At 36.8% G+C, this 26,030-nt stretch carries 17 protein-coding genes; 3 read left to right on the forward strand and 14 right to left on the reverse strand.

The features are described from left to right. Positions 1-79 precede the first annotated feature (79 nt). The 12 genes from ACTQ54_RS09700 to ACTQ54_RS09755 form a co-directional block, all read right to left on the reverse strand. The gene (locus ACTQ54_RS09700) at positions 80-1,747 is read right to left on the reverse strand and encodes an ABC transporter substrate-binding protein (protein WP_441756365.1); all 1,668 of its coding nucleotides are present in this window, start codon (positions 1,745-1,747) and stop codon (positions 80-82) included. A gap of 30 nt (positions 1,748-1,777) precedes the next feature. Beyond that, positions 1,778-2,695, reverse strand: a complete 918-nt coding sequence (locus ACTQ54_RS09705; protein WP_441756366.1) for a carbohydrate ABC transporter permease — start codon at positions 2,693-2,695, stop codon at positions 1,778-1,780. A 14-nt stretch (positions 2,696-2,709) separates the two neighbouring features. Next, on the reverse strand, positions 2,710-3,687 hold the full coding sequence (locus tag ACTQ54_RS09710; RefSeq protein WP_441756368.1) for an ABC transporter permease: 978 nt from the start codon (positions 3,685-3,687) through the stop codon (positions 2,710-2,712). A gap of 238 nt (positions 3,688-3,925) precedes the next feature. Next, entirely contained in the window at positions 3,926-5,212 is a 1,287-nt protein-coding gene (locus ACTQ54_RS09715; protein WP_441756370.1) for a hypothetical protein, read from the reverse strand. Beyond that, a complete protein-coding gene (locus ACTQ54_RS09720; protein WP_441756372.1) occupies positions 5,205-5,891 on the reverse strand; it encodes a DUF624 domain-containing protein in 687 nt (228 codons plus the stop codon). The genes ACTQ54_RS09715 and ACTQ54_RS09720 overlap by 8 nt, the downstream gene beginning before the upstream one ends. A 10-nt stretch (positions 5,892-5,901) precedes the next feature. Then, the gene (locus ACTQ54_RS09725; RefSeq protein ID WP_441756374.1) at positions 5,902-7,416 is read right to left on the reverse strand and encodes a response regulator transcription factor; all 1,515 of its coding nucleotides are present in this window, start codon (positions 7,414-7,416) and stop codon (positions 5,902-5,904) included. Beyond that, entirely contained in the window at positions 7,391-9,253 is a 1,863-nt protein-coding gene (locus ACTQ54_RS09730) for a cache domain-containing sensor histidine kinase (RefSeq protein ID WP_441756376.1), read from the reverse strand. The genes ACTQ54_RS09725 and ACTQ54_RS09730 overlap by 26 nt, the downstream gene beginning before the upstream one ends. A gap of 44 nt (positions 9,254-9,297) precedes the next feature. Then, positions 9,298-11,544, reverse strand: a complete 2,247-nt coding sequence (locus tag ACTQ54_RS09735; protein ID WP_441756445.1) for an alpha-galactosidase — start codon at positions 11,542-11,544, stop codon at positions 9,298-9,300. Positions 11,545-11,715: 171 nt separating this feature from the next. Beyond that, positions 11,716-13,215, reverse strand: coding sequence for a glycoside hydrolase family 43 protein (locus ACTQ54_RS09740; protein ID WP_441756378.1), 1,500 nt, complete (start codon positions 13,213-13,215; stop codon positions 11,716-11,718). Positions 13,216-13,235: 20 nt separating this feature from the next. Continuing rightward, the gene (locus tag ACTQ54_RS09745; RefSeq protein WP_441756380.1) at positions 13,236-14,930 is read right to left on the reverse strand and encodes a cellulase family glycosylhydrolase; all 1,695 of its coding nucleotides are present in this window, start codon (positions 14,928-14,930) and stop codon (positions 13,236-13,238) included. Positions 14,931-15,642: 712 nt separating this feature from the next. Then, positions 15,643-16,752 (reverse strand): Gfo/Idh/MocA family protein, encoded by a 1,110-nt coding sequence (locus tag ACTQ54_RS09750; RefSeq protein ID WP_441756382.1) that lies wholly within the window; start codon positions 16,750-16,752, stop codon positions 15,643-15,645. 14 nt (positions 16,753-16,766) lie between these two features. After that, positions 16,767-17,498, reverse strand: coding sequence for a ThuA domain-containing protein (locus ACTQ54_RS09755; protein WP_441756384.1), 732 nt, complete (start codon positions 17,496-17,498; stop codon positions 16,767-16,769). A gap of 167 nt (positions 17,499-17,665) precedes the next feature. On the opposite strand from ACTQ54_RS09755, the gene ACTQ54_RS09760 reads away from it, so the two are divergent. Next, entirely contained in the window at positions 17,666-18,412 is a 747-nt protein-coding gene (locus tag ACTQ54_RS09760; RefSeq protein ID WP_441756447.1) for a helix-turn-helix domain-containing protein, read from the forward strand. Between the two features lie 58 nt (positions 18,413-18,470). On the opposite strand, the gene ACTQ54_RS09765 is transcribed toward ACTQ54_RS09760, so the two are convergent. After that, entirely contained in the window at positions 18,471-19,211 is a 741-nt protein-coding gene (locus ACTQ54_RS09765) for a cyclase family protein (RefSeq protein WP_441756386.1), read from the reverse strand. A gap of 243 nt (positions 19,212-19,454) precedes the next feature. Between ACTQ54_RS09765 and ACTQ54_RS09770 the strand changes: the two genes are divergently transcribed. Further along, on the forward strand, positions 19,455-20,330 hold the full coding sequence (locus tag ACTQ54_RS09770) for a DegV family protein (protein ID WP_441756388.1): 876 nt from the start codon (positions 19,455-19,457) through the stop codon (positions 20,328-20,330). A 73-nt stretch (positions 20,331-20,403) separates the two neighbouring features. On the opposite strand, the gene ACTQ54_RS09775 is transcribed toward ACTQ54_RS09770, so the two are convergent. Next, complete coding sequence (locus ACTQ54_RS09775) at positions 20,404-22,332, reverse strand: flavocytochrome c (protein WP_441756390.1); 1,929 nt, start codon at positions 22,330-22,332, stop codon at positions 20,404-20,406. Positions 22,333-22,539: 207 nt separating this feature from the next. Here ACTQ54_RS09775 and ACTQ54_RS09780 point away from each other — a divergent pair, with 207 nt between their 5' ends. Further along, entirely contained in the window at positions 22,540-25,992 is a 3,453-nt protein-coding gene (locus ACTQ54_RS09780) for a pyruvate carboxylase (protein ID WP_441756392.1), read from the forward strand. Positions 25,993-26,030 lie beyond the last annotated feature (38 nt).

Consider the following 26,030-nt stretch of genomic DNA (forward strand, 5'->3'; position numbering starts at 1 on the left):
AATACGCTTTTAGACTCAGCGATTTTATTAAGCATAAAATCGTTATGCTTCCAAAAGCGTATTTATAAATCTTTATCGATTATTCGATTGGGTTACCCCATAGTTCAAGTCGGTCTAATGTTAATTGTGTCATTTCCGCTTCAGCATCGCCGATACGCATTTGCTCTAAATCTGCAATCATTTGATCCCATAAAGCATCAAATTCTGAAGGATCTGCTAAAATGGCTTGAGTAATTCGTTGTGTTGTTAAATCATCTGCTTTTTGTTGGATAATGGCTGCATCTGAACTGGCTGGAATCACATATTCATATGCACGACCATGAGCTGGAATTCCTAGTTCTTCAGGATCTGGGAATGTATCGATCCATAGGTCTACCCCATATGCATCTAAGGCTTCGCGCTCATCAGCAGAGTAGTTTTCGATAATCGCATCAGCACTATCACGACCAATGGTTTGTCCATTTGAGTCTAGTGCTGCATTACCCCATTGTGGGAAAGGCCAGATATAAGCACCAATACCAGCGTTAATAGAGTAATTAGGGTCTGTTTCAGCATTAATTCGGTCTTCTTCAAATTGAACACGTTGACCATCAACGATTTCGTAGTTAACTCCTTCTACACCCCAGTTAACGAGAATTTGCGCTTCTTCACTTGCCATCCAATTTAAGAAATCAAAGGCACGTTCCTGATTTTTTGATGTCGAAGTGATTGAAATACCCGTCGTACCTGTAAATCCAGAGTCGCGATTACTTTGAGACAACAAATCTTCATTTAAAGTAACAGGAAGTGGTGCAAATAAACGGTTAGTCTTCCCATCTTGTCTTAAAACAGCTAAGGCTTGGCTATAGTTCCATTCCTGGTCTGCAATCCCAATAACACGACCGGTTGATAATTTTGAAATATAAGTATCATGAGTTTGTGTAAAGGATTCAGGGTCGAGTAAGCCAATATCATTCATATGGTTTAACCACTTAAAGTATTCTTTTAATTCAGGCGTCATAAATTTATAAACTGTATCACCTGTTTCTTCATCCACATGCCATTGACCGTCATCTTGCCAACCAGCAGCAAATCCAGATGGGTTACCTACTGTGATTAACCAACGCCAGTCACTACCCAGTAAACTTAAACCAATTGTTTTTTGTCCATCTATTTCTGGATATTTTTCAATATAGTCTAATAAAGCATTTTCATAATCTTCTAACGTACGAATCTCTGGATAACCTAACTCTTTCAGCACATCAAATTGAATTTGGAATGTCCCAGCTGTCTTAAATGGACGATTAACAACACCGGCTGTTCCTAAGTGATAAATTTGAGGGTCATCCAAACTATTCCGTAAACGATCCAGTTGGTCTCCATACATCGCTTTAATATTATCACCGCGCTCTTCGATTAAATCATCTAGCGGAATTAAAGCTCCAGCATCAATCATTTTGTTAATATCACCTTTAGCGAAGATCATATCTGGATAGTCACCACTAGCAATCATTAACGGCACAGCTTGCTCATCACCACCAACCGGGTGGGAAATTTCTAAAGTAACCCCTGTTAAGCGGGTAATTTCTTGGGCAACCGGGTTCGTAAAGGGATCATCTGTTGATAAGTCGGCATTGAAAAATGTCAGAGTTACCGGCTCTGGCGTTTCTTCTTGAGCAGAAACGGCGAGTGTTCCTAAAGCACTGGTTGAATTTAAAGCAAGTAGTGCTGTTGTGGCTGTAAGTAATTGTTTAATACTCTTTTTCATTTTATTCCTCCTAAATTGGAATGAGATTTTTTAACTCTTTACGGCACCTAAAGTAAGTCCAGAAACAAAATACTTTTGTAAAAATGGATAGACAACTAAAATCGGGACTGTAGCAATAATAGTAATGGCCATTTTTATCGATTCAGGCGTTGTTCTAGCAATTTGGGTTCCTTGTTGATTCATCCGACTAACATCCGAAGCAGTATATGAACTAGCATTATCCATGATTTTCATTAACTCAAATTGCAAGGTGGTTAAATTAGTATTAGACCGTGCATACAAGTAAGTATCAAACCATGAGTTCCACTGTCCAACAGCTACGAATAAAGCAATTGTCGCTAACACAGGCATACAAAGTGGCATGATGACACGAAGAAAAATCGTAAAATCCGATGCACCATCAATTCTTGCAGACTCCTCTAAAGCATCTGGAATATCGTCAATAAACGAACGAATTACAATAACATTAAAAGCACTTATTAAAGCTGGGATAATATAAACCGCAAAATTATTAATCAAACCTAATTCTCTTATTAATAAATATCCCGGAATTAACCCACCACTGACATACATGGTTAACGTTAGTAATATATTGATATGTCTTCTAAAAACAAAATCTTTTCGACTCAAGACATGGGCTAAAACTGCACATGAGAAAGTAGCTGTAACAGTACCTATCGCAGTTCTTAACACCGAATTTCTAAAAGCTAACAATAAATTATTATTTGAACTAAATACTTCTTGATAGTTTTGCCACGTAAAAGCACGTGGGAATATATGTAACCCCCCTCTAGCTGTATCAGTCGCATCATTAAGTGATATAGCTAAAACATTTAAAAACGGATATAAGGTGACGATGATCACGAATAACATCACGATTGCTAAAACATAATCAATCGTTGTTGCCCGTTTGAGAAGGGGTTTCTTTTTGCTATTTTTTACATTCATATTTCTACTCCTTTCTACATTAATTGTCCTTCTCCGGTACGCTTCGCAATACTATTAAAAATAACAATTAGGATAATACTTACGACTGACTTGAAAATACCGATAGCCGTACCAAAGGAATATCTAAACATTCCTATCCCATAATCTAAGGCATATTTTTCAATAACTAAGGCTTGGTCCGCAACAATATTATTTCCAAGTAACATTTGTTTTTCAAAACCAATATTAATTAAGTTTCCAATACTCATTATCAAAAGAACGATAATAATAGGCCGAATAGCAGGTAAAGTGATGTGTCGCATTTGTTGAAGACGAGTGGCTCCATCAACGCGAGCAGCTTCATACATTTCTTGATCAATACTTGTCATAGCGGCTAAATAAATAATGGCATTCCAACCTGTTTCCTTCCACACATCCGAGACGGTGACAATCCCCCAAAAATAATCAGGGTTTGCCATAAAATTAATCGGTGAATCAATCATATTCCATGACATTAACAGCTGATTAACGACTCCACTTGGCGATAAGGATTGTATAACTATATTGGCTACAACCACCCATGAAACAAAGTGAGGTAAATAAGATACTGTTTGAGTAAAACGCTTAAATTTTGAAAAACGAATCTCATTCAACATGAGCGCAAATGTAATCGATGAGAGCGTACCAAAAACTAATCCTAACCCACCCATTCCAAGGGTGTTTTTTAATGCTGTGTAAAATAAGGGTTCATTAAATAAATCAATAAAATGTTTAAAACCTACCCATTCGGATCCAAAAAAACCATTCTGAGGTTTATAATCCTGAAAGGCAATTACCCATCCTACAAGAGGGGTATAGTTGAAGATTAAAATCCATATGACAAACGGCAAAGCCATCAAAATCAAACCACGTTGCTCTTTAATTTTTTTCCAAGTAATCTTATGACGCTTTTTACTCAGTTGTTCTGTTCCTTGAACGGTCAAAGCATCTTTTGCAATTGTTGCCCCTTCCAAAAAATCACTCTCCTTCTAACTTGTGCCTTATCAAATTATATTATATATGTAATCGCTTGCAATGAACACATCAAAAATACGTTCTCCTACATGTAAAAATTAGCTATATTATTAAAGCGATTACATTATTGTTATTCGTTTTATCTTCATAACGAAACCTCACGAGACAAGTTTCATATAGGAATTTGTCTGTGAGGTAAGATTAATCATTTCAGCTTAAAACAGTATAATATTAGTTTTATTTATTAAAATGTTGCCAAGCATCAACTAGGGTATCCAATGCATCTTGAGATATTACATATTCTCGGATATTGTTTTTGGACACAAGGTATTCACTGTCATTGAGTGGTATAAAATCAATGATGTGTTCGATTGTTTCACCATCAGATCGAAAGAGATATTTAATTTGAATGCTTGAGTCATTTTTTATTTCTTGCTCTTCATTGGTTGCTGGCCGCGTGTAGGCTAAACTAGCAAGGTATTGGTAGGCACGGCGCATCGTCGCTTCTTCGATTTCATTGTCATTTAAAAAATAGGAAAATTCGACGTTTTCTCCATCAACCACCGCTTCCACATCTAAAATAAAATCAATATCTTGGCCTTTAATTTCGACACTTTCTATGGCATCTAAGGGAATTAACGCAATAAAATTATCGATTAAATCCATGGCATCCATTGAAAACCCATTGAGGAGCTTAGGGGAAATCTGATAATATTCATCAGCATTCGTTAAATGCATAACGCCGTCATCATAAAAAGTCAGTGTTTCCACCCCTTCATTTCCAACTAGCTCAACAATACTTTGGACATTGACATTCTTACTTTTTGTATAATCAGAAAGCAATTGTCCTCGAATATTGATAACAGCTTGATAGATTTTTTCTAAGCTTTGATATTTGATCGAAAAGACTGTTTCTTTGTCTTGATGTAAAAACCAAGCTGTAATAAAAGGTGCTTTTTCCACTGCTGAAAAATTAGATTCCTGATTCAATGTGAATGATTCGGCATCTTCTTCGTAACGAATCTCTACTAGTTGACCAATTGGAATTTCAATTTGGTCATTCAAATCAAGCCAACTAAAATTTCGCAATAAATCTGGAAGTTCCTCTACCATAACTAGTGCTTCATTGTATGCAATATGTTGATTGTCATCATAGATACTTAAAATGTGTTGTTGACCGTCACTTTCGATAAAAGTAAAGGTCACATTAACTTCACTAGCAAGATCTGCTGGCTCTAAAACTTCTCCTTCGATTTGTGATAAGGCTGTGACTAAACGCCAAATTTGATTGGGATCAATTGAAGAATCTTCCTCTGCTAACCATTCGTTTGTTTCTTTATTAAAGGAAATCGTCAACTGCTCTTCATTCAATATGACCAATGATTCAGGAGGAGATGTCATGGATTGAATTGGATTTGAGAAGGCTTCCTGCGCACTAATTTTCCTAAAAAAGAATACTGACAGCAGTAATATTACCATCATCATGGTTGTTATAATTTTTTCCCAACTGATTTGTTTACTCATTGACCTCACTCTCCTTCGTAAACTCTTGCGCTAAGACCACAAAATGTGGATTATTTGATTTCATAAAATAAAAAGCTGTAATAGAAAAGGTAAAAAGAGAAGCAATATTTGGAAAAGAAATCAAAATAATTAAAAATGCAATTAAGGTGGCTGTTAGAAATAATTGAGTTTTAAACTGTCTAAAAATTAATACAACAGTTATTTTATAAAGATTCTTAATGGTAATAACAAAGGTTACTAAGATAGACATTCCTATTAGTGTAAAGACTAAGACGAGAAAGCATAAAATAGCAAATATAGCCGCTATCCATATCCAATCCTTAGAAAGAAAATAATAGACGTCAACGATTAGTATCGTCATAATCACTAATTGAATCATCCAAAAAATAAAACTTTCTTTAAAATTCATTCGATACCCTCTAAAGAAGTCTTTAACAGGATTTAATTCATTGTTACGTACTAATTGCCCCATCGCAAACATTAAGCCAGCGATTGCCATTCCCATTGGAATAAGACCTAATAGATAAAACAAGGTGTTTTCTAAAATGGGAGGAAAGCTAATATACACAACCCACAAGGGGAGAGTCATTAATAAAAACAACAAATTGCTTGCTAAAAAATAATATAGGTAGCGGAGATATTTATATAAACTAGAATTCAGCATATTTTTTCTGGCCATATTTAACATCCTAACTAATTTCAAATTGTTTTTGATAGTCACTTGGACTCATACCAACAATTGATTTGAATTTTTTATAGAAATAGTCACTATTGTTATAGCCGACTTTTTCTGCAATTTCATAAACCAAATACTGCTGCGTGCTCAATAGCCATTTAGCTTGTTCTATCCTGACAGAGTCTAGATAGGTCCGGTAACTCACTTTCTCTTCCGCTCGGAATTTTTTGCCGATGTAAGAATAAGAATAGTTTAATTCATTACTAATATCCATCAGCGTAATATTGCGATGGTAATTCTTTTTAGTATATTCTTTCATTTCTGCGACGATATCGTGCTTATCTTTAGCGGCATCAAAGAACCGGCTAAAATCATTAAATATAGCATTTAAAAATTCGAAGGTTTGGTGAAGGGATTGTTCATTTAAAATAATCGAAACGATATAACGCTTTTGGTCTTCTTTTAATGGATGATTAATCTGATCTTCAAGCTCTTCTGCAAAGCGAGTAAACATTGACGCAAGGTCTGCTTTAATATACGCTTCCCTCCAATCATTTTTTGTATAATAATAATTTAAAGTCACTAATAAATCATGGATGATTTCTTTTTGATTATGTTTTATCGCTTCAAACAATTGTGTATTAATATCTGCTTTATCGATTTCAATTTGATTGGCTAAACTTTCTTTATATTCAGCAATACTTTCTAATGACAATATATTTAAATTGGGATACATATATTTTTTCTGACTTAAATCCTTAATTTCCTGATATAAATGTGACAGTTGTTTAAAGTCATGGGTCGATTGACTTAAAATAAAGCTTAATTTACGACTAAATTTTAAATCCTGTTCAATTAATTGTTGAATGATTTTTAAGATTTGTGCATAGGTAAAATCAGTAAAAAGATAATACAACATCGCTCCATGATTAAAATGAATGATTTCCATTTCTGCGATCGTTTTTATTGCTTTTATAATATTTTCATGGGACATGCCATTAACATTACTATCGATTTTTAACAAGTGGTACTCATCCGCATTATAATGAAGTTCAATTTGTTCTTCATAAATCCCATAAATAATAAATTCTTTTAACTGATTGATATTGGAATACTCTTGATAAAAATCATACGATTGACTTTTTTGTCGATTATTTTCAATTTTAGAAGCCAGTTTTTCCAATTCTAAAATTAACTCTTTTTCATCTATTGGTTTTAACAGATAAGATGATACCCCTTGATGAATTGCTTCTTTTGCATAAGTAAATTCAGAATAGCCTGACACGATAATAAATTCACAGTGATAGTCGTTTTCGCGAATCAACTTAATTAATTCGATTCCATCAATTTCAGGCATGCGAATATCTGTGATGACGATATCCACTTCTTGACTCTTCATCATTTGTAAAGCTTCATTGCCATTTGCAGCCGTCCCTATTAAATCAAATCCAAGATTTTGCCAATCGATAATTTGCTTCATGCCTTCTCTGACTACTGGTTCATCATCTACGATTAGCACTTTGTACATTATTTATGTCCCCTTCCGTTTCACTCAATGTTCTTTTAGGAATTTCAAAACTAATGACTGTCCCTAACCTAACAGAGCTATCAATGTTTAACTTGTATTGTGGTCCATAATAAATCATGATGCGTTGCTGGATATTATTCAAACCAATCCGATTACTTTTAGTATCCGATGCAATAAGCGCTCTTATTTCTTTGAGTTTTTCCTCCGTCATGCCTGCACCATTATCAGAAACTTCTATCGATATATGAACTCCTTTTTCCTTTATACGAATTTCAATTGAAACAGGCCTAGCAACATGTTCCATACCATGAACAAATGCATTTTCGATTAATGGCTGAATGAGTAGTGGGAGAATTGCATAGTTTTGAGTGGTTTCATCAATAATTTGATACTGTATGCGGTCTTCAAACCGTAATTTTTGAATACGTAAATACATTTCGATAAACTTCAAATCTTCTGAAATAAGGACTTCATCACGTTGCCTTTCTAATGAATTCCGCATCAAACGGCTTAAAATCATAATAATCTCAACCACTTCATAGTCCTTATTCAATAGTGCCTTCATCCGCGTCATTTCGAGCGTATTGTAAAGAAAATGAGGGTTTATTTGACTGGCTAACAATTTAAATTCTGCTTCTTGCATTTCAATTTCCCAAGTCTTCTGATTCAATTCATAATTATATTTATCCGCCATTAATTGTTGCAGACTTTCCATTGTTGTGTACAATTGCTGATAAACATCTGTCAGCTCATCATTTCCAGATATTTCTTTTGGTATATTAAAATCTCCATTTGCAACTTTAGTCATACTTTCCTGCAATTGTAAAATACGCTTTTCAAACTGCCAAATAAATACTAGAAGAAAGCTCAACATAATCGTTAAAAAGAAAACCATCACCGCAAAGGTGTTAAATAAAACGCGATTGGCATCTTGATTGATTTCTGCTGTCGGAACCGTGACAACTGACTTTAAAACATCATGCATCGTCTTTTCAATACCTATTTGATGCTCGATAAACGTGATTTCTTGCGATACCCCCTGGGATACGCTTTCATTACCATTAACAGACATACTTTCCTCGTCCGACTGATGGATAAACTGTTTATAATCTAAATAAATATCACTGTCCTCTTCAACAAAAGGTTGGCTAAATATTAATTGGTCATTTAATAATAACAATGATGTATTCAAAGAGTTACCAATAATTCGATTAATAACCTCATCTTTTAGGGCAATGGACATAACCGCAATAATTTCATTATCTTGATTAAAAATAGCTCTCGTTAAGTTTAAATACGGCCTTTTTGTGATGGGATCTTGGTTATAAAACCATGAAATTTGGCCCCTCTTTTCTAAAGTTGTTTGATACCACTCTGTTTCAATAATTTCAGCATTCAATAGATTAATGCTGTTACCATTTAAAATAGTAGGATTATCTGTATAAATGCGAATATGTTGAATTTCAGGATGGTGGCGCATGTAATCTTCAAACTGGCTATAGTTCTGATAGGTAATATACAGTTGAAAAATAGAGGTATAGTTCGTTTCAAGAATATTCATCAATCGTGTATCTTGGAAAATCCAATCCGATACACGAACGATAGTGTTTAAAATATTACTTAATTCATCTGACGTACGGACTGCATCTTGCTCTATTTCTTCTATTTTAGTATCAATTTGGGTTGTACGAATACTGATACTTAAGTAATAACCGACTAAAATTAAAGGAATAATGAGCAAACCGACATAGATACCAATTAACTTAGTTTTAACAGATCTTTGTTTGCTACTCTTAATGCCCATTTCTACACCCCATCTCACTATAAATATTAACACTCACTCTAACACCAAACCAATAGCACCAGAGTGAGTGAAATAATCTATCTAGCTTTTAAGTAAAACAAACGACTCTTATACTCGCTATGACTAACTTCTTTGTTGGTTGATTGTTTTGGCGCATTTTGGTTAGTATTTAACAATAAACCAATTTGCATCAAATCATCCCCAAAGCGATCATCTGTTTCCTCAACTGTCGTTTCTTTAACCCTATAGTTAAAATCAGGATTCAAACCCGTTAATTTAACTTTTTGATAGGGCTTGTTCGGAACTGCCCTTGTTGTATAAACACCAACAATTGCATCCGTTTGATCTTGGCTTACAACCATCCAAGCAGTTTGATCAGATTCAAATGGACTGCTTAAACGGTAAAACTTCCCATGATGAATTAAGGCTTGATATTGTTTAAATTCAACAATTTGTTCTTTAACAATATCCTTTTCAGCCTCATCCAGTTTAGTAATATCTAATTCATAGCCAAATGTACCGAAGAGCGCAACATCTTTACGCATTTTCCAACTTGTCATTCTTCCCACTTGGTGGTTTGGCACTTCTGAAACATGCGTTCCCATCGTCGAAATCGGATAAACCATCGACGCACCATATTGAATTTTCAATCGTTCAACAGCATCCGTATCATCACTAATCCAATTTTGACGCGCATATTTGAGCATCCCCGCATCATAGCGTCCCCCACCACCAGCACATGTTTCCAGTAAAATATTCGGAAAAGCTTGACGGAATCGATGCAACAATTGGTAAACACCTAAAATATAGCGATGGAAGACTTCACCTTGTTGGTCGCTTGCTAAATGCTGTGAATAAGCTTCCGAAATATAACGATTCATATCCCATTTAACATAATCAACATAACCAGCACTTAAAATAACATCCATTTGATTAAATATTTCATCAATGACCGCTTGGTTAGTAAAATCTAATACATATTGATTGCGACCATGAGAGATATTTTTTTCTGGATGACCTAAAATCCAATCCGGATGTTGTTCAAAAAGCGGTGTGTCCGTCGATAACATCTCAGGTTCGAACCATAAGCCAAAATCCATTCCTAGTTCATGAATCTTATCCGCTAAACCTTTTATACCATTAGGAAGTTTGCGTTTATCAGCCGTCCAATTTCCCAACGAACCATTATCTGTATCGCGCTGTCCAAACCAACCATCGTCTAAAACAAACAAGTCAATCCCTAAACTTTTCGCAACCCTTGCTTGTTCGATAATTTTTTCTTCATCAAAATTAAAATAATTAGCTTCCCAGCTGTTAATTAATACAGGAGCTTCATCTGGTCGAGGCCCACCATCAACTAAATGAGTCAAATACAATTGATGGAAAGTTTGGCTCATACCATTTAAACCAGCATCACTATACACAAGAACAGCTTCTGGCGTTTCAAAAATATCACCTGCTTTTAACTGCCATTTAAACTGATAGGGATTAATCCCCATCGATACACGGGTAACATTATACGTATCGACTTCGATTTGACCTAAGAAATTCCCACTATAAATTAAATTAAAGCCAAAAGCCTCTCCCGCCAACTCAGTTGCATCAGGAGAAACAAGGGCTAGAAATGGATTATGTTGATGACTCGAAGCACCACGAGCACTCGAAAATTGTTGAATTCCCTTAATTAAACTTGCTCTTTCAACATGTGTTTCACGAGCCCATGCCCCATGTAAATGGATTAAATCAAATTGATCATGATCAAAATCGAGTGATAGACTCATTAAACGATTAATAGCAACAGTATCCTCACCCTCATTTTTAATGACTTGCCTGCGACTAATCGCATCACTATCTTTAAAAATGGTGTAGATTAAATCAATATTCAAATCACTATAGCGATCCTTAGTATGGATAATTAAACTCTCGGCTTCTTCATTTTCAGCGGATAACATTGGCAATGTCTCTGACTCTGTTTTACCATTTTCTAAAGTATAACCCAGGTATTCAAAATGCGAAATCCGATCATTCGAAGGATAGGTCAACTCTACAGCCGGCAAACGAAAATCCGTCGTACCATAAACAGGCAACTCTTGTCGAATATGTTCCAAAGAAGTCAGTTGGCTGCCTACAATTTGATTATTCGATGGACGTGCTTCCCGTTCAATTAAATAATCAAAGCTCGTTTGATGGTGTATAGCTTTCCCAAAATAAAGGTGTTCTAAAATATTCAGCTCTTCCATTACCCTAAAAATATAAGAAATTCTTGAATTACTTAAATGAAATGAAGGCATCGATGAATGACTTCTCTCATTAACAAATATCATCTGCATACAAATCCTCACAATCTACTTTTTATTAAATAAATATCGCTAACCGTAAGCGGTTACTACTAGTATAAGTTTTTTCCATAATATTTCAAGTGACCATTATGCGATTTTATCAGTTCAAAATAAGTACTATTCAAAAAGAAGGGGTCCTGAAACCCCTTCACAATTTTATGATTCATGAACAACTTTTGACATTCTGATGGGATGTGAACTTATCTTACCGTTACCCGACGCATACAAAGCAATAAAGTTTCCTGTGAAGGATCCGCCAACTTCCGTTGACAAATAATGTGGCACACCCTCTCCAAGAAGAATAAGCTCTTTTGGACTTTTACCATAAAAAAATTGATAACTTTGTGGACTCCCCACTAAACGCAGTACAACTTCATTGCCAACAAAAGCTTCCTCAGCTATAACCGCACTTAAAGGACCGATCCGTTGTTTTAAAATTACTTTTGTTGACTTTTCAAATCGCTTAACCGCTATTTCATAATGATGTTTAGCATTTAAGAAAACAGTCAAACCGAATTCTTGATGAACATCCAATGCATCAAAGTCCAAGCAAACAGTTGTTGAAAAATGAAATTCATCCTGCCTAAAACCAAACCAAGCCATTTCAGCCTGATCATCCAAATTTGCTTCATTGCCATATAACTTAACCAATTCCTTAGACTCAATTTGGACTAATTCCGTATTTTGACTAAATAAGTAAGTCCAATGCAATGAATCAAATGCTAAAATAGATGCATCCAATAGACTTTCTTTCAACTCCGCCGGTAAGTTAGCCTCTATTTGAGTAGCTAGCGAACCATGCTTACCAAAAACAGGCCATGCCCCTTCATCCCATTTAACGGGTAAGACGGACGTTTCCCGCCCTAAAATATGACTGACTGGAAACTTAGGTAACACACGAATACCTAAACAAACCGCCCACCAGTTTTGATTTTGATCTTGGACTAAATCTGCATGACCAACCGCACGAATCGAACTGGAAAGAGAACGATTAGTTAATACAGGATTATTTTCAAAAGCTTCGTATGGACCACAGATAGACTCACTTCTTGCCATCGTAATCATATGCTCGTAAGTCGTCCCACCTTCAGAAATCATTAAATAATAAAAACCATCCTTTTTATAAATATGTGGTCCTTCAGGATCTCTTCCACCTGTCCCCGTCCAAATATCATGCAATGAACCTGTCGCACCCGTTTCTAAATCAATCTCACACAAGTATATTTTTTCATGCGTGCCGGTATAATATATCTTCCCATCATCATCGATAAATAATGATGGATCAATCCCCGGCAAATCCAACCAAATCGGATCAGACCACTCTGAATAAATATCATCGGTCCAAACGATAAAATTTCCATTAAAACCTTCGGGACCACCCACATTCGTACAAATAAGATAAAACCGCTCATTAATATACCTTAAAGTTGGAGCGTACAGCCCTAGCGCATTAGGAGCAGCAGTCGATAACTTTAGCTGCGAGGGGCGACTAATCCCATGATTAATCAACTCCCAATCAACCAGATTTTTACTATGATAAATAGGCAAACCTGGGAAATATTCAAAAGTACTTGTTGCGACAAAGAAATCATCTCCCACGCGGCAAATAGAAGGATCTGGATTAAAGCCCCGTATAACCGGATTTTCGTATCTCACACCATCACTCATTTCATAAATTATTGACTCACTTGCCCACTCACTTGATTTCCATTGACCTCTAATTGATAGTTTATTGACTCACCATTATAGAAATTAAACGTTAAGGTATAAGATCCATCTTCTAATAAACGCGTATAATTCTCAAGTAAATCAATGGTATTTTCGTTTGGATTCGCTACAAATTCATAACCATTTTCTAAATAATCCCACCAACTATTATTGGAAACAAGCTGATTTTCAGCATCCCTTGATTCGACCGATTTCAATATCTGCCCATTATAATTCAGTGGAATTTTTAACACAGCCGTCATTTCTTCCTCTTCTAAAGTAAATATCTCTGGTTTATCCACGCGAACTAAATGCTGTTGCCAATCACTTCCGTCTGAAAAAATAAATTCAAGCGTAACTTCATCAGCTATTTCCACTAAGGCATCACTAAAATCATCTAAGTCGATCGATATCCCTTCACCATTAGAACGATAGGAGACAGTTTCACCGTTACTATCTTTCACTTCGATTAATTCAAGGCCATTTAAAGTTAATGGTAAGTCAATCGTAGTTTGCCCTTCTTCTATAAATGAGGTATTTAAATCACTCACATAGGCTGAACGTGTTTCCATAGAGTTTTCAATCATTTGTCCAAATGGTTCGACATACCATTCAGCTGTTTCGCGATTAATGTGCTGACCATTATCCCACAGCATCAAGTTAAGCTGTTTTTCTTGGGCATAGTAGTTAATAAACTCAAGAAACTTCAATGTTTCCCCGAACTGGTTAATTTCACTACTTTTGTCATAACCTAATAAACCATATTCACCAATTGTTACACCAATCCCATTCGCAACAAAGGTATCATGAACTCGATCAAAAACATCCACCAAGCTCGAACGCGGTGTAACATCATCCCAAAGGATTTCATCAAAACCTGTTTTCCCTATATTGGTACTGTACACCCACTCACTATAGTAATGAATTGTCGCCATAATATTAGGATCATCCAATTCAATGATTTGATCATAAAGTGCATCCAACTTATCTTGAGCAGCATCTGTATTTAAAGTAGGTAAAACGAGCATCCGCTCAGCATTATTTCCGCCACTATTGCGCACAATATCATAAAAATCTTTATTTAACTGAGTTAAATAAATAATTCCAGTCTCATCTTCTGTATTATTAAATTGAGGCTCATTAATGGATTCGAACATGACGCGCTCATCTTTATCTTTAAAGCGCTCGGCTAATTGGTCCCAAATACGGTGATATTTATTATAAATATCTGAGTCTGTTGTTCCATCCCAATCCGAAAGCCATATCCACGAATCGTGATGAAGGTTAATCATCACATAAAGGTCTTCTTCCAATGCCCAGTCAACCACTTCTTCATAACGATTTAGGAATTCTTCATCGATTGTAAAATCATTTGCAGCATCACTTATACGCATATGAGCTGTAAAGGGAAGACGAATGCTGTCAAAGCCCTTTGCTTTAATACTTTGAATAAGCTCTTTTGTTACAACGGGATTGCCCCATGATTCTTCACCACGGTCACCATTTTCATCAAACCCATCAAAAGTGTTCCCTAAATTCCAACCCATTCCCATTGCTTCAACATAATCTAATGATACAGACTCTTCATTGGCTAATACGGTCGCAGATGAAAATAGCGGACATAACAGCAAAGAAACAAGTAATCCAATACTAAATTTATACATACGTTGACTCCTTTTCTATTATTATTGATACTTTTTGCATACTACCCTCCTTTTATAATAATAACCATTTATATTCATCTCTATCATAATTGAAACCGCTATCATCGTATAAGGTGAAATTTGGTGATGATTCATGTAAAAATTAGACATCATCAAAAAAGCTGCGCGAGGCAGCTGTAATGTATGCATCGATTCATAAAAATAAGCAGCCTATTATTCAACTGTAACTAGTTGAATAATGAACCACTTTTGATTTGAAAAATTTTAGAACTTGGTTGGATAATGTGCGGTCGGATGAAACTCACCTTTCAAACGAGCGCGAACAAACCGCTCGGATGAAATCAACTTTTCATCCGACCGCAGACAAACCGCTCGGATGAAACTACCTTTTCAAACGAGCGCGAGCAAGCCGCTCGGATGAAATCAACTTTTTATCCGACCGCAGACAAGCCGCTCGGATGAAACTCACCTTTCAAACGAGCGCAAGCAAGCCGCTCGGATGAAATCAACTTTTCATCCGACCGCAGACAAGCCGCTCGGATGAAATCAACTTTTCATCCGACCGCGAACAAACCGCTCGGATGAAACTACCTTTTCAAACGAGCGCGAGCAAACCGCTCGGATGAAACCATCTTTTCATCCGACCGCGTAGCAGTTTGTGTCCATTCAATTGAGTAAAAATAGTAATCCTTGTTAATTTTTCTATAACAACTCAACCTTCCACTACACCCTTTAAAGCCGTTCTCTTCATCAAAGGCGTCAACTCAAAATCCGACTCAATCGCTTCATAAGCCTTACTTTGACTGCTTCGTTCAAATGCATCCATGACATCTAACACATGAAACAATTGTTCCACATTCACTCGTGGCTGGCGATTATTCGCTAAAGCATCGGCCATGTCCGCAATTCCCAGACCTCTTGAATTCTCACGATAATCAAACAACAATGGCATTTCTTTATATTCATTATCTTCGATCCGCAAAAGATACACCTTGTCTCCAAACATATTTGGATCTGGCACAATCAGTGTTCCTTCTGAACCATATATTTCAAACCGGGCTTGTTCTTTATAAACCACATCAAAAGTAGTTGTTAAATGACCGACCACACCATTCTCAAATTCCATAATCCCCGTTAAATACGTTGGCACTTCCACATCGACCACTTGATTCATCAACGGCTGACTGGTAATGGTCCTTTGGCTAAACGACTTTTTAGCTAAACTCGTCACACCCTTAACTTTCCCCAACAAATTGACCAAAGCCGTTAAGTAATAAGGCCCCATATCAAACATCGGGCCGCCACCTCTTTGGTAATAAAAGGCAGGATCTGGATGCCAACTTTCATGCCCTCGACAAATCATCGAAGCTTGAAAAGCAATCGGTTCACCAATATAACCATCCTCAATCAACTTGCGACAAGTTTGAATCGATGCCCCTAAAAAAGTATCCGGTGCTCCTGCAATCATCAATCCCTTATCTGCCGCTAACTGAATCAATTCTTCCCCTTCTTCGACCGTTGCCGCTAAAGGTTTTTCAGTATAAACATGCTTGCCCGCTTCTAAAGCAGCCTTTGTCACCACATAATGTTCATACGGGCGTGTTAAATTCAACACAATCTCCACCTCTGGGTCTGCCAACAACTCCTCCAAATCCGCATATACCCTTGGAATCCGGTATTTTTCCGCTGCTGCCTCAGCCCGCTCTCTTACCAAATCGCAAACCCCTACTACTTCAAGCTGTTTAAAAACTTCCGTTAAATTTTTCAAATAAATATCACTGATAGACCCCACACCAACAAATGCCAATTTAATTCTTTTCATTAATAAGCACCTCCCTAATACATCTTCGCATCATTTTCAAACCGTTCTGTAGTCAGACCTTGTTCTTTTACAATCGTCTTACTCTCACCAGCCCATAGTAAACCTTGTTTCATCAATTGATGGGCCATTGGACTCTTATCAAATACATCATCATGATGCCCTAATGATTGATAAAACACCCGTCCATTTCCCCAAAATTTCGTCCAAGCAACCGGCATATCCACAGCCTTATTGGATAAGTGATAATAAGGAACATCTGGATGAGGAAAACGTGTACTCGCTAATACCTCAACCGCTGGATCGATATGTAAATAATAGTGTTCAGACCAAACAGTAAAATCGCTCAGACCTTTTACAATAGGGCTAGACCCATACTTAATTTCTACTTGGTATTCAATGCCATCTCCTCCTGGATGCGATACCCACTGACCTCCAGTCATAAATTGCCACTGTGTATCATTTCTAAAGGCATCACACATTCCACCGTGAGCTCCAGCTAAGCCCATTCCTGCCCCTACCGCTTTTACCACATTACTTGATTGTTCTGGAGTAATGGTCCCCATTGTCCAACAAGCAACTAACAGATCCATCTTTTCTAAACGTTCAAAGTCTTCTAAACATGTTAAGTTATCTTCTATTTCTACTTGCCAATTACCTTCTTCGATTAACATTTGTGCAAATCGTTTACTGGTTAACTGAGGTTCGTGACCATCCCAGCCACCTTGAATAATTAAAGCCCGCTTCATTAAATCACTCCTTTTATAAAATAAATAACGCTTTCAGTTGCATTTTATCAATAAACAGCTTAAGATACCTGACAGATACATAAATAAAGTAGACAATAATTGGTGTAAAGGATGGGATTAATATTTTTGCTTTTTACGAGACTCAATGGACCCATGAGCCTTATCATATTTTAGAGGTCCAAAACTTTAATTTTCCACGTCATTTGCATAAAGATTTAGAATTAGTTTGGGTTACTCAAGGAAAGTGTCAAATTGAAATTGAACAAGAGATATTTACTTTGAAGGAAAATTCCCTGGCTATCATTTTTCCGCACTCGATTCACTCTTATTACGATTCCAATGACTATAAAGCGCACATTATGATTATTGATCCTCACTATCTCTCGGACTATCAACCGTATTTATTAAATTATTCTGTTATCAATCCTAGCCTTGAAATATCACACGAGCTCGGTCAAGCATTATATTTATTAAAAGAAACCATCCATTCAGAACGAGACAAGCAAGAATTGTTAATTAAAGCGCGATTTAGTCTAGTATTTGCTCTAATCTTTAACAAGATACAATTGACTAAAAATCAGACAGTTTTTGAATCATCATTAACTCACCGGGCATTAACCTACATTAATAACCAGTATACCCAAGCCCTTTCACTGCAGTCCATTGCTGACGCTCTCCAATGCAATGTCTATACTTTGTCTAAAATTTTTTCTAATCAAATCGGAATGAGTTTTCCTAATTATTTGGCACACCTTCGTATCTCACATGCTAAGAAACTACTGCAATCAAGTTCACTATCCATTCTTGATATTGCCTATGAATCGGGCTTTGAGACACAAAGAAGTTTTAACCGCCAATTCTATCAACAAACACAAATGACCCCTCGTGAATACCGCAAGAAAATAAATGATTAGCTATAAACACAAAAAAAGCAGGTTTTCACCTGCTTTATGTGTTTCAATATTCAATTATTTATTCTGGAACAATTGCAAATACTTCTGCTGGAAAGCCTGGTGCATCTTGAATATGTGGCATTGTGACAAAGATAATGCCCCCTACAGCTGGAAGTTGATCTAAGTTGGCCATCAATTCAACTTGGTACTTATCTTCAGCTAGCCAATATAACTCAGCATCAAGAAAACCTGCTTCAGCGGCTTCCACACCACTATCGGTATTTAAGGTTTCGTGGCCGATTGCGGTAACGTTTCGCGTACGGCTGAGATATTCTAATGCAGGAATTGACCAACCTGGTGTATGTTCCACATCATTTTCATCTGTATTTTTAAATAAATCACTGTCGTGGAATCGTTTATACCACCCACTCGAAAAGGCCACAAAACTTCCTTCTGGGATAGTTCCATGCTCAGCTTCAAATGCTTGAATATCCTCTACCGTGACTGCATATCCGGGTGTTTCTGCAACTTTATCTTCTAAGTGAATCACATAAAGTGGTAAAACACGTTCTTTCAAGCCGATTTCTTCCATACCACGTTTACCTTCCGCAAAATGCTTAGGTGCATCAATATGAGTACCGTGAGAAGTTCCAATTGTATATTCACGCGAATCCACACGGGATTCTTCCATCGTTGAAATGATCGTTTCCTTTAAAGGATTAAAGGTATGATAAATGGGAATGTTTTCATGAACCTCATGTGTTAAATTAACCCAGCGATAGGACTTCAGCTGTTCTAATAATTTTTGAATTTCATTCATTTAACTCTCTCCTTTTAATTAATACGACTGCATTTATAAAATAACAGGACAATTTCCTTATACTTTTAACATCAATCACACCTAGAGTGCCTACTTCTATTGTAACACGATTTAAGTTTTTAAACCTTTATGAAGGCTTGTGCCTTCTCGTTAAAGCTAGGCCATTCCATTGAATATCTTATTTTTGTTATGGTAAACTATATAAGTATATAAAATTCTATTCAATACTAAATATGAGGTGGAATGATGAGAAAAATCGCTTTTGTGACGGATAGTGGAACAGGGCTAACGGTAGCCCAAAACAGAGACTTAGGTTTTTTTAGTGTTCCTTTACAAATTTCATTTGATGATAAAAGTTACAAAGAATATGAAGAAGTTAGTTATCCTGAAGTTTATCAACAATTGCATCAACAACGCATAGTAAAAACTTCATTACCTACTCTATCTGATATCGAAACTTTGTTTCAAGGCATTAAGGATGAAGGATATACAGAGATTTTTGCGATTCCAATTTGTTCTGGCCTAAGCGGGACGGCCAGTGCTATGCATACGACGGCCCAAAATTTAAATATCCCCTTCACCTTCTTCGATACGGGAACGACAGCTGTGATTCAGCGATATTTATTAAAATTAGCCAAGACATTGTCGAATAAGGGATTAGAGTTAGATCAAATTGTTAAGCGCCTAGATGCAGCGCTTGAAGATGCCAATACCATTTTGATTCCAGACGATTTGATGCACTTGTCACGGGGCGGTCGCTTATCTCGAACGAATGCGATTGTTGGAAATTTAGTTCAGATGAAACCTATTTTAGAAATTAATCGTGAAACAGGTGGAACCAATAAAGTCGTTAAAACGGTTCGTACCTTTAAGAAGTCCTTGCAATATGTGATTGATGAGAAAATGACTGCTTTAAATAAAAGACAATTTAATTGGCATGTTGTAGTTGCCCATGTCGATGCGCTTGATGTCGGCAAGTCTGTTCGTGAAAAAATTCAGCAAGCTTTTCCTCATGCGACAACGGAATTGATTGATTTGGTGCCAACGGTTAGTGCGCACACAGGGCTTGGATGTATTGCTTTCCAAATATTCCGTAAGCAAGATGGGATAGAGGTATAAATTTGATTTTATTAAGAATATTAAAAAACGATCTTCGTCATCTGACAAAGATCGTTTTTTATATAGGATAGGTTTATTCAATATTTTGAGCGTTAGCCGCATTCGCGCCTGCAATTCGGCCATAAACGATAATATCAGCTAAGGCATTACCACCTAATCGGTTTGCGCCGTGAATACCACCGGTTACTTCACCTGCTGCAAATAGTCCTTCAATGACTTCGCCATCTTCATTTAAAACTTGTGCGGCTGCATTAATTTGTAATCCACCCATTGTGTGGTGTACGGTTGGTTTACGAGCAGCTGCATAAAATGGTGCTGTGTCGATTTTATTATCGAATAGTGTTCGACCAAATGGATCTTCAATCTCACCGTTAACTGCTTGATTGAATTCATCCACTGTCGCTACTAAATTATCTGGATTGACACCGATTAATTCGGCTAATTCTTCTAGTGTGTCGGCTTCAAACGCACGACCTTCAGCAACTAATTCATCAATAGTTTCATTAAAGTTATTGGTTGTATCACCCGTTGGATATGAGTGTTGGTCAACAATCGTCCACATCATTGCATCTTCTTGTTCGAATAATGCTTTCGTCATCACATCACGACGTTCACCTTCATTAACAAATCGATTTCCGTCTGAATTAACAAAGATTCTATCTTGTACCCCTTGCTCAATATTTCCTGATAGACTTCCTGTTTCAGGATCGCCCATTGGTAATAATTGGATATCACTCATTCCAACTAATGAGGCATTGATTTGTTGTCCTAGCTCAATACCATCACCTGTTGCACCTGTGTGGTTGGTTGTTTTAATATCTAATAGAGAAGCCCAATTTTCATTGTATTCTTCACGCATATCAACATTAGCTGCAAAACCACCTGTTGCAATAATAACTGAACTAGCTCTTAATTCAACTTTCTCACCATTGTTTTCAACGATAACACCAACAACTTTATTATCTTCTATTATTAAATCAGTCGCTTTAGTGTTTAGGAAATATTGCATACTGCCTGAATTTTCTTCGAAATAACGAGTAAAGGCATTAACATAACCTGTACCTAGAGGCTCTGATGGTTGATGAGCACGTGTCCACAAGCCGCCTAAAACAGTAAACATGTAGTCATTAAAGCCCATACCTAATGATTCTAGCCATTCAATACCTTCATATGCTTTTTCACCAAGCTGATCTACTAAAACTGGATCCGCCATTTTGTCTCCACCGTTATATGTTTGCAATTTATGCAGTGAAGGTGAATCGAATAAATAAGTTTCACCTGATGCTTTATAAGCATCCCATTCTTCAGCTAATGTTGCTTGCCAAGATTGGACTAATTCATCTTCTTGTTCTTCTGCAATTAAATTTTCAACTGTTTGTCTTTCTAAATCTGTCATTTCAATCAGTTGTTGTCTTTCTGTATCAAATGAGTTATAGGCAGCACCAGAAAGAATTGTATTTCCACCTAGACGAGGCATTTTTTCAACTAAAATAACATCTGCCCCATTTTCATGTGCACTGACAGCTGCAGCTAGTCCTGCTCCACCACCACCAATCACAATGACATCTGTGGTTTGACTTTCAATCGTTTCAACTTCTTGAACACTTTCAGCTTCTTTTTCTTTTAAGGCATCAACATCAGCACCTGCAGCCTCTAAAGCCAGTGCTAGTGCTGCTAAAAAGCCGTTAGATGAACCTGATGCGCCTGAGACCACATCAAGATTGAGTGTTTGTCCTTCTATGACTTGATTCGTAAGTGTTTCAATCGCTTTATCACCAATACCTGGTGTTTCATCAGCTGCATCAGCTTCAATCGAAACGATGCGATCTTCTGTGACAGTTACTTCTACAGTAATATCGCCACCATAACCTCGGCTAGTTCCTTCGTAGCTTCCAGCTGTGAATTCTTGAGCTTGTATAAATTGTGCCGAAGGCATAATCATCCCGGCAACTAACATTATAAAAACAAAAACTTTTGACCATTTCCCCATGTAATCCTTCATAAATTTCCTCCTTGTGATATGTTACACTCAGATGTTATCTAATTCACAAATCAAAATCAAGCTAAATTGTGCTTTTGTTCACAATTTTTTTCTTTTAAAATAAATATAGCAGTGATATTTATTATTATCAGGTGTATTTTTCATTTTTCATTTCATATATAATAGGATTAATCATTGGGTAGACAGATTAAAACTGGAGTTGATATTATGCGTAAAATTAAAAAGGTCTTAGTCGCTAACCGTGGTGAAATTGCGATTCGAATTATGCGAGCTTGCCATGAATTAGGAATTCAAACTGTCGGCATTTTTTCAAAAGAGGATGTTGGGACTTTGCATCGCCAAAAGGCGAATGAATCTTACTTGGTTGGGGATGATAAGAGTCCAACACAAGCCTATTTAGATATCGAGGAAATTATTGCTTTAGCTAAGGCTAAAAATGTGGACGCGATTCATCCAGGATACGGGTTTTTAAGTGAAAATGAACAGTTTGCGCAGCGCTGTGCCGAAGAAGGTATTATTTTCATTGGTCCCGAACTAAAGCATTTGGAAATGTTTGGTAATAAAACACGTGCTCGCGAAACAGCGATTAGTGCCGGCTTAAAAGTTATACCTGGAAGTGATGGTAAGATCGATTCAGTCGAGGATGTTTATGCATTTGGCCGCGAACATGGTTATCCTATTATTGTAAAAGCTGTCAGTGGTGGGGGCGGTAAAGGGATGCGGATTGTTCATGATGATAGCCAAGTTCAGGAAGCTTATGATCGCACAAAATCGGAAGCGATGAATTCTTTTGGAAATGATCTTTTATATCTCGAAAAATATATTGACCATCCAAAACATATTGAAGTTCAAATTTTAGGCGACCATTATGGAAATATCGTCCACTTACATGAGCGTGACTGTTCCGTGCAACGTCGTCATCAAAAAGTAGTAGAAGTAGCTCCTGCTTATAGCTTAAGCCCATCACTTAGAAATCGTCTCCATCAAGCGGCTCTACAGTTAATGGAAGATGTTCAATATGTTAATGCAGGGACGGTTGAATTTTTAGTTTCTGCTGAAGATTTCTATTTTATTGAAGTCAATCCTCGTATACAGGTTGAGCATACGATTACTGAAGCGATAACAGGAATTGATATTGTTAAAAAGCAAATTTTAGTTGCAGATGGTGAATCTTTATTTGGTGATGCTATTCAATTGCCAGCACAAGAAGATATTAAGGTGAGAGGCTTTGCGATTCAGTCCCGGATTACAACTGAAGATCCTTTAAATAACTTTGCACCTGATTCTGGCAAAATTAGTGGTTACCAATCTCCCGGTGGACCTGGTTTACGTTTAGATGCAGGCGATGCTTTCCGTGGTTCGGTTATTTCCCCTTACTATGATTCATTGCTCGTAAAAATCACTTCGCATGGGTCAACGATTGATGAAACAATTTCTAAAATGAAACGGGCTTTAGATGAAATACGTGTTGTAGGTGTGACAACGAATATTTCTTTCTTAAAAAATATCATTGATCATCCAAAATTTTATGTGGGCGACTACGATACAACTTTTATTCAAGATACCCCTGAACTTTTTGATTTTGTTCCACCTAGAAACCGTGGCATGAAGTTATTGCGTTATATTGCTGACGTAACAATCAACAACTTTCCAGGGATTGATGTTGCCGAAAAACCTACTTTTGACCAACGATTCACCCCAAGAGCCAGCCGTAAGACGCTAGCTCAAACAGTGGAAAGACCTACTTTTAAACATATTTTAGATAAGTCAGGCCCTAAAGCTGTAGCAGAGGCTGTTTTAAATAGTGACCATACTTTATTAACCGATACGACTTTACGTGATGCACATCAGTCATTATTGACGACGCGTTTACGAACAGATGATATGGTGCGCATTGCACCTTATATGAATCATACGATGCGAGATTATTTTTCGCTTGAAATGTGGGGTGGAGCGACATTTGATGTGGCCTATAATTTTTTACGTGAAAGTCCTTGGCATAGGCTCGAGACATTACGTCAATTAATTCCTGATATCCCCTTCCAAATGTTATTAAGAGCTTCCAATGCTGTTGGCTACAAAAACTATGCGGATAATGTTATTGAAGAATTTATTCAAACAACCGCTAAAAGTGGGATTGATATTTTTCGTATTTTTGATTCCTTAAATTGGCTAGAAACCATGAAATTACCGATAGAATCTGCATTGGGAACTGGTAAAATTGTCGAGGGTACTATTTGCTATACCGGTGACATTTTAAATCCAGCACAATCAGTGATATTTACTTTGGATTATTATGTGGAGTTGGCTAAAGAAATTCAGGCTTTAGGAGTTCATTTCTTGGGGATTAAGGATATGGCGGGGATTTTAAAACCCGAGGCGGCCTATCTCTTAGTTAAAACGTTGAAGGAAGAAATTGATATACCGATTCATTTACATACTCACGATACAAGTAGTAATGCTTTAAGTATGTATTCGCGTGCCATTGATGCGGGTGTTGATGTAGTTGATACAGCCAATGCTGCTTTGGCAGGGCAAAATTCACAACCTGATGCGAACGCCTTATACTACAGTCGCCAAGGCAAAGATCGAAATGTATTGGTTAATCTTCATGCCAATGATCAAATGGCTGAGTATTGGAAAACGACGCGCCAATACTATGCACCATTTGAATCTGATTTGAAAACAACCTTTACACAAGTGTATGAATATGAAATTCCTGGTGGCCAGTATAGTAATTTACGTGCTCAAGCTAATTCATTAGGTTTAGGCTCACGCTTTAGCGAAGTGATGGATGCTTATAAGTTAGTGAATCGTCTGCTAGGTGATATTGTGAAAGTGACACCTTCATCAAAAGTAGTCGGTGACTTGGCACTCTTTATGGTTCAAAACAGTCTTGATGAAGTTTCGATTTTAGATGAAAGCCTAAACTTGGACTTTCCCGATTCCGTTGTTTCCTTCTTTCAAGGGCACATTGGTCAACCGGCAGGCGGCATGAATAAAGCATTACAAAAAGTAGTTTTAAAAGGCCGCGATTTTATTACAGATCGTCCAGGTAAATATATCGAACCATACGATTTTGAGGCTGCCCGTCAAAGCTTAAATGATTTCATGCCAGAACGTGAAATAACGACCCAATCTTTATTGAGTTATGCCTTATACCCTAAAGTATATCAAGACTATTTGCGTTTCTTTGAAGATTTCCATAATATTCAAGTTTTAGATTCAGCAACATTTTTCTATGGCTTATCACTCAACGAAGCAGTTATCGTTGAATTAGAAGCAGGGAAATCGCTCTTAATTGAACTCACGAGTATCGGACCACTACGTGATAATGGTTTAAGAACAGTCTACTTTGATTTAAATGGACTCCCTTATGAAGTCGAAATCCAAGATCGAAAAGTTGAAGGTTCAACAATGGTTCGTAAAAAAGCCGAAAAAGGAAATCCAAAACATATTGGCGCATCCATGCCAGGAACAGTTGTTAAAATGATGGTTGAAGTTGGGGCTCAAGTGACGCAAAATCAGGTCTTATTAATAACAGAAGCGATGAAAATGGAAGCCAGTGTGCAAGCACCTCAAGACGGTGTCATCAAACGCCTTTACGTTGGCGAAGGCGAACAAATTAAAGGTAATGATTTACTAATTGAATTTGAATAAATAACTTGTAAAAAATCCAAATTTTTAAGGAGCCTCTT

Source organism: Fundicoccus sp. Sow4_H7, assembly GCF_052115865.1.
Taxonomy (GTDB): Bacteria; Bacillota; Bacilli; order Lactobacillales; family Aerococcaceae; genus Fundicoccus_A.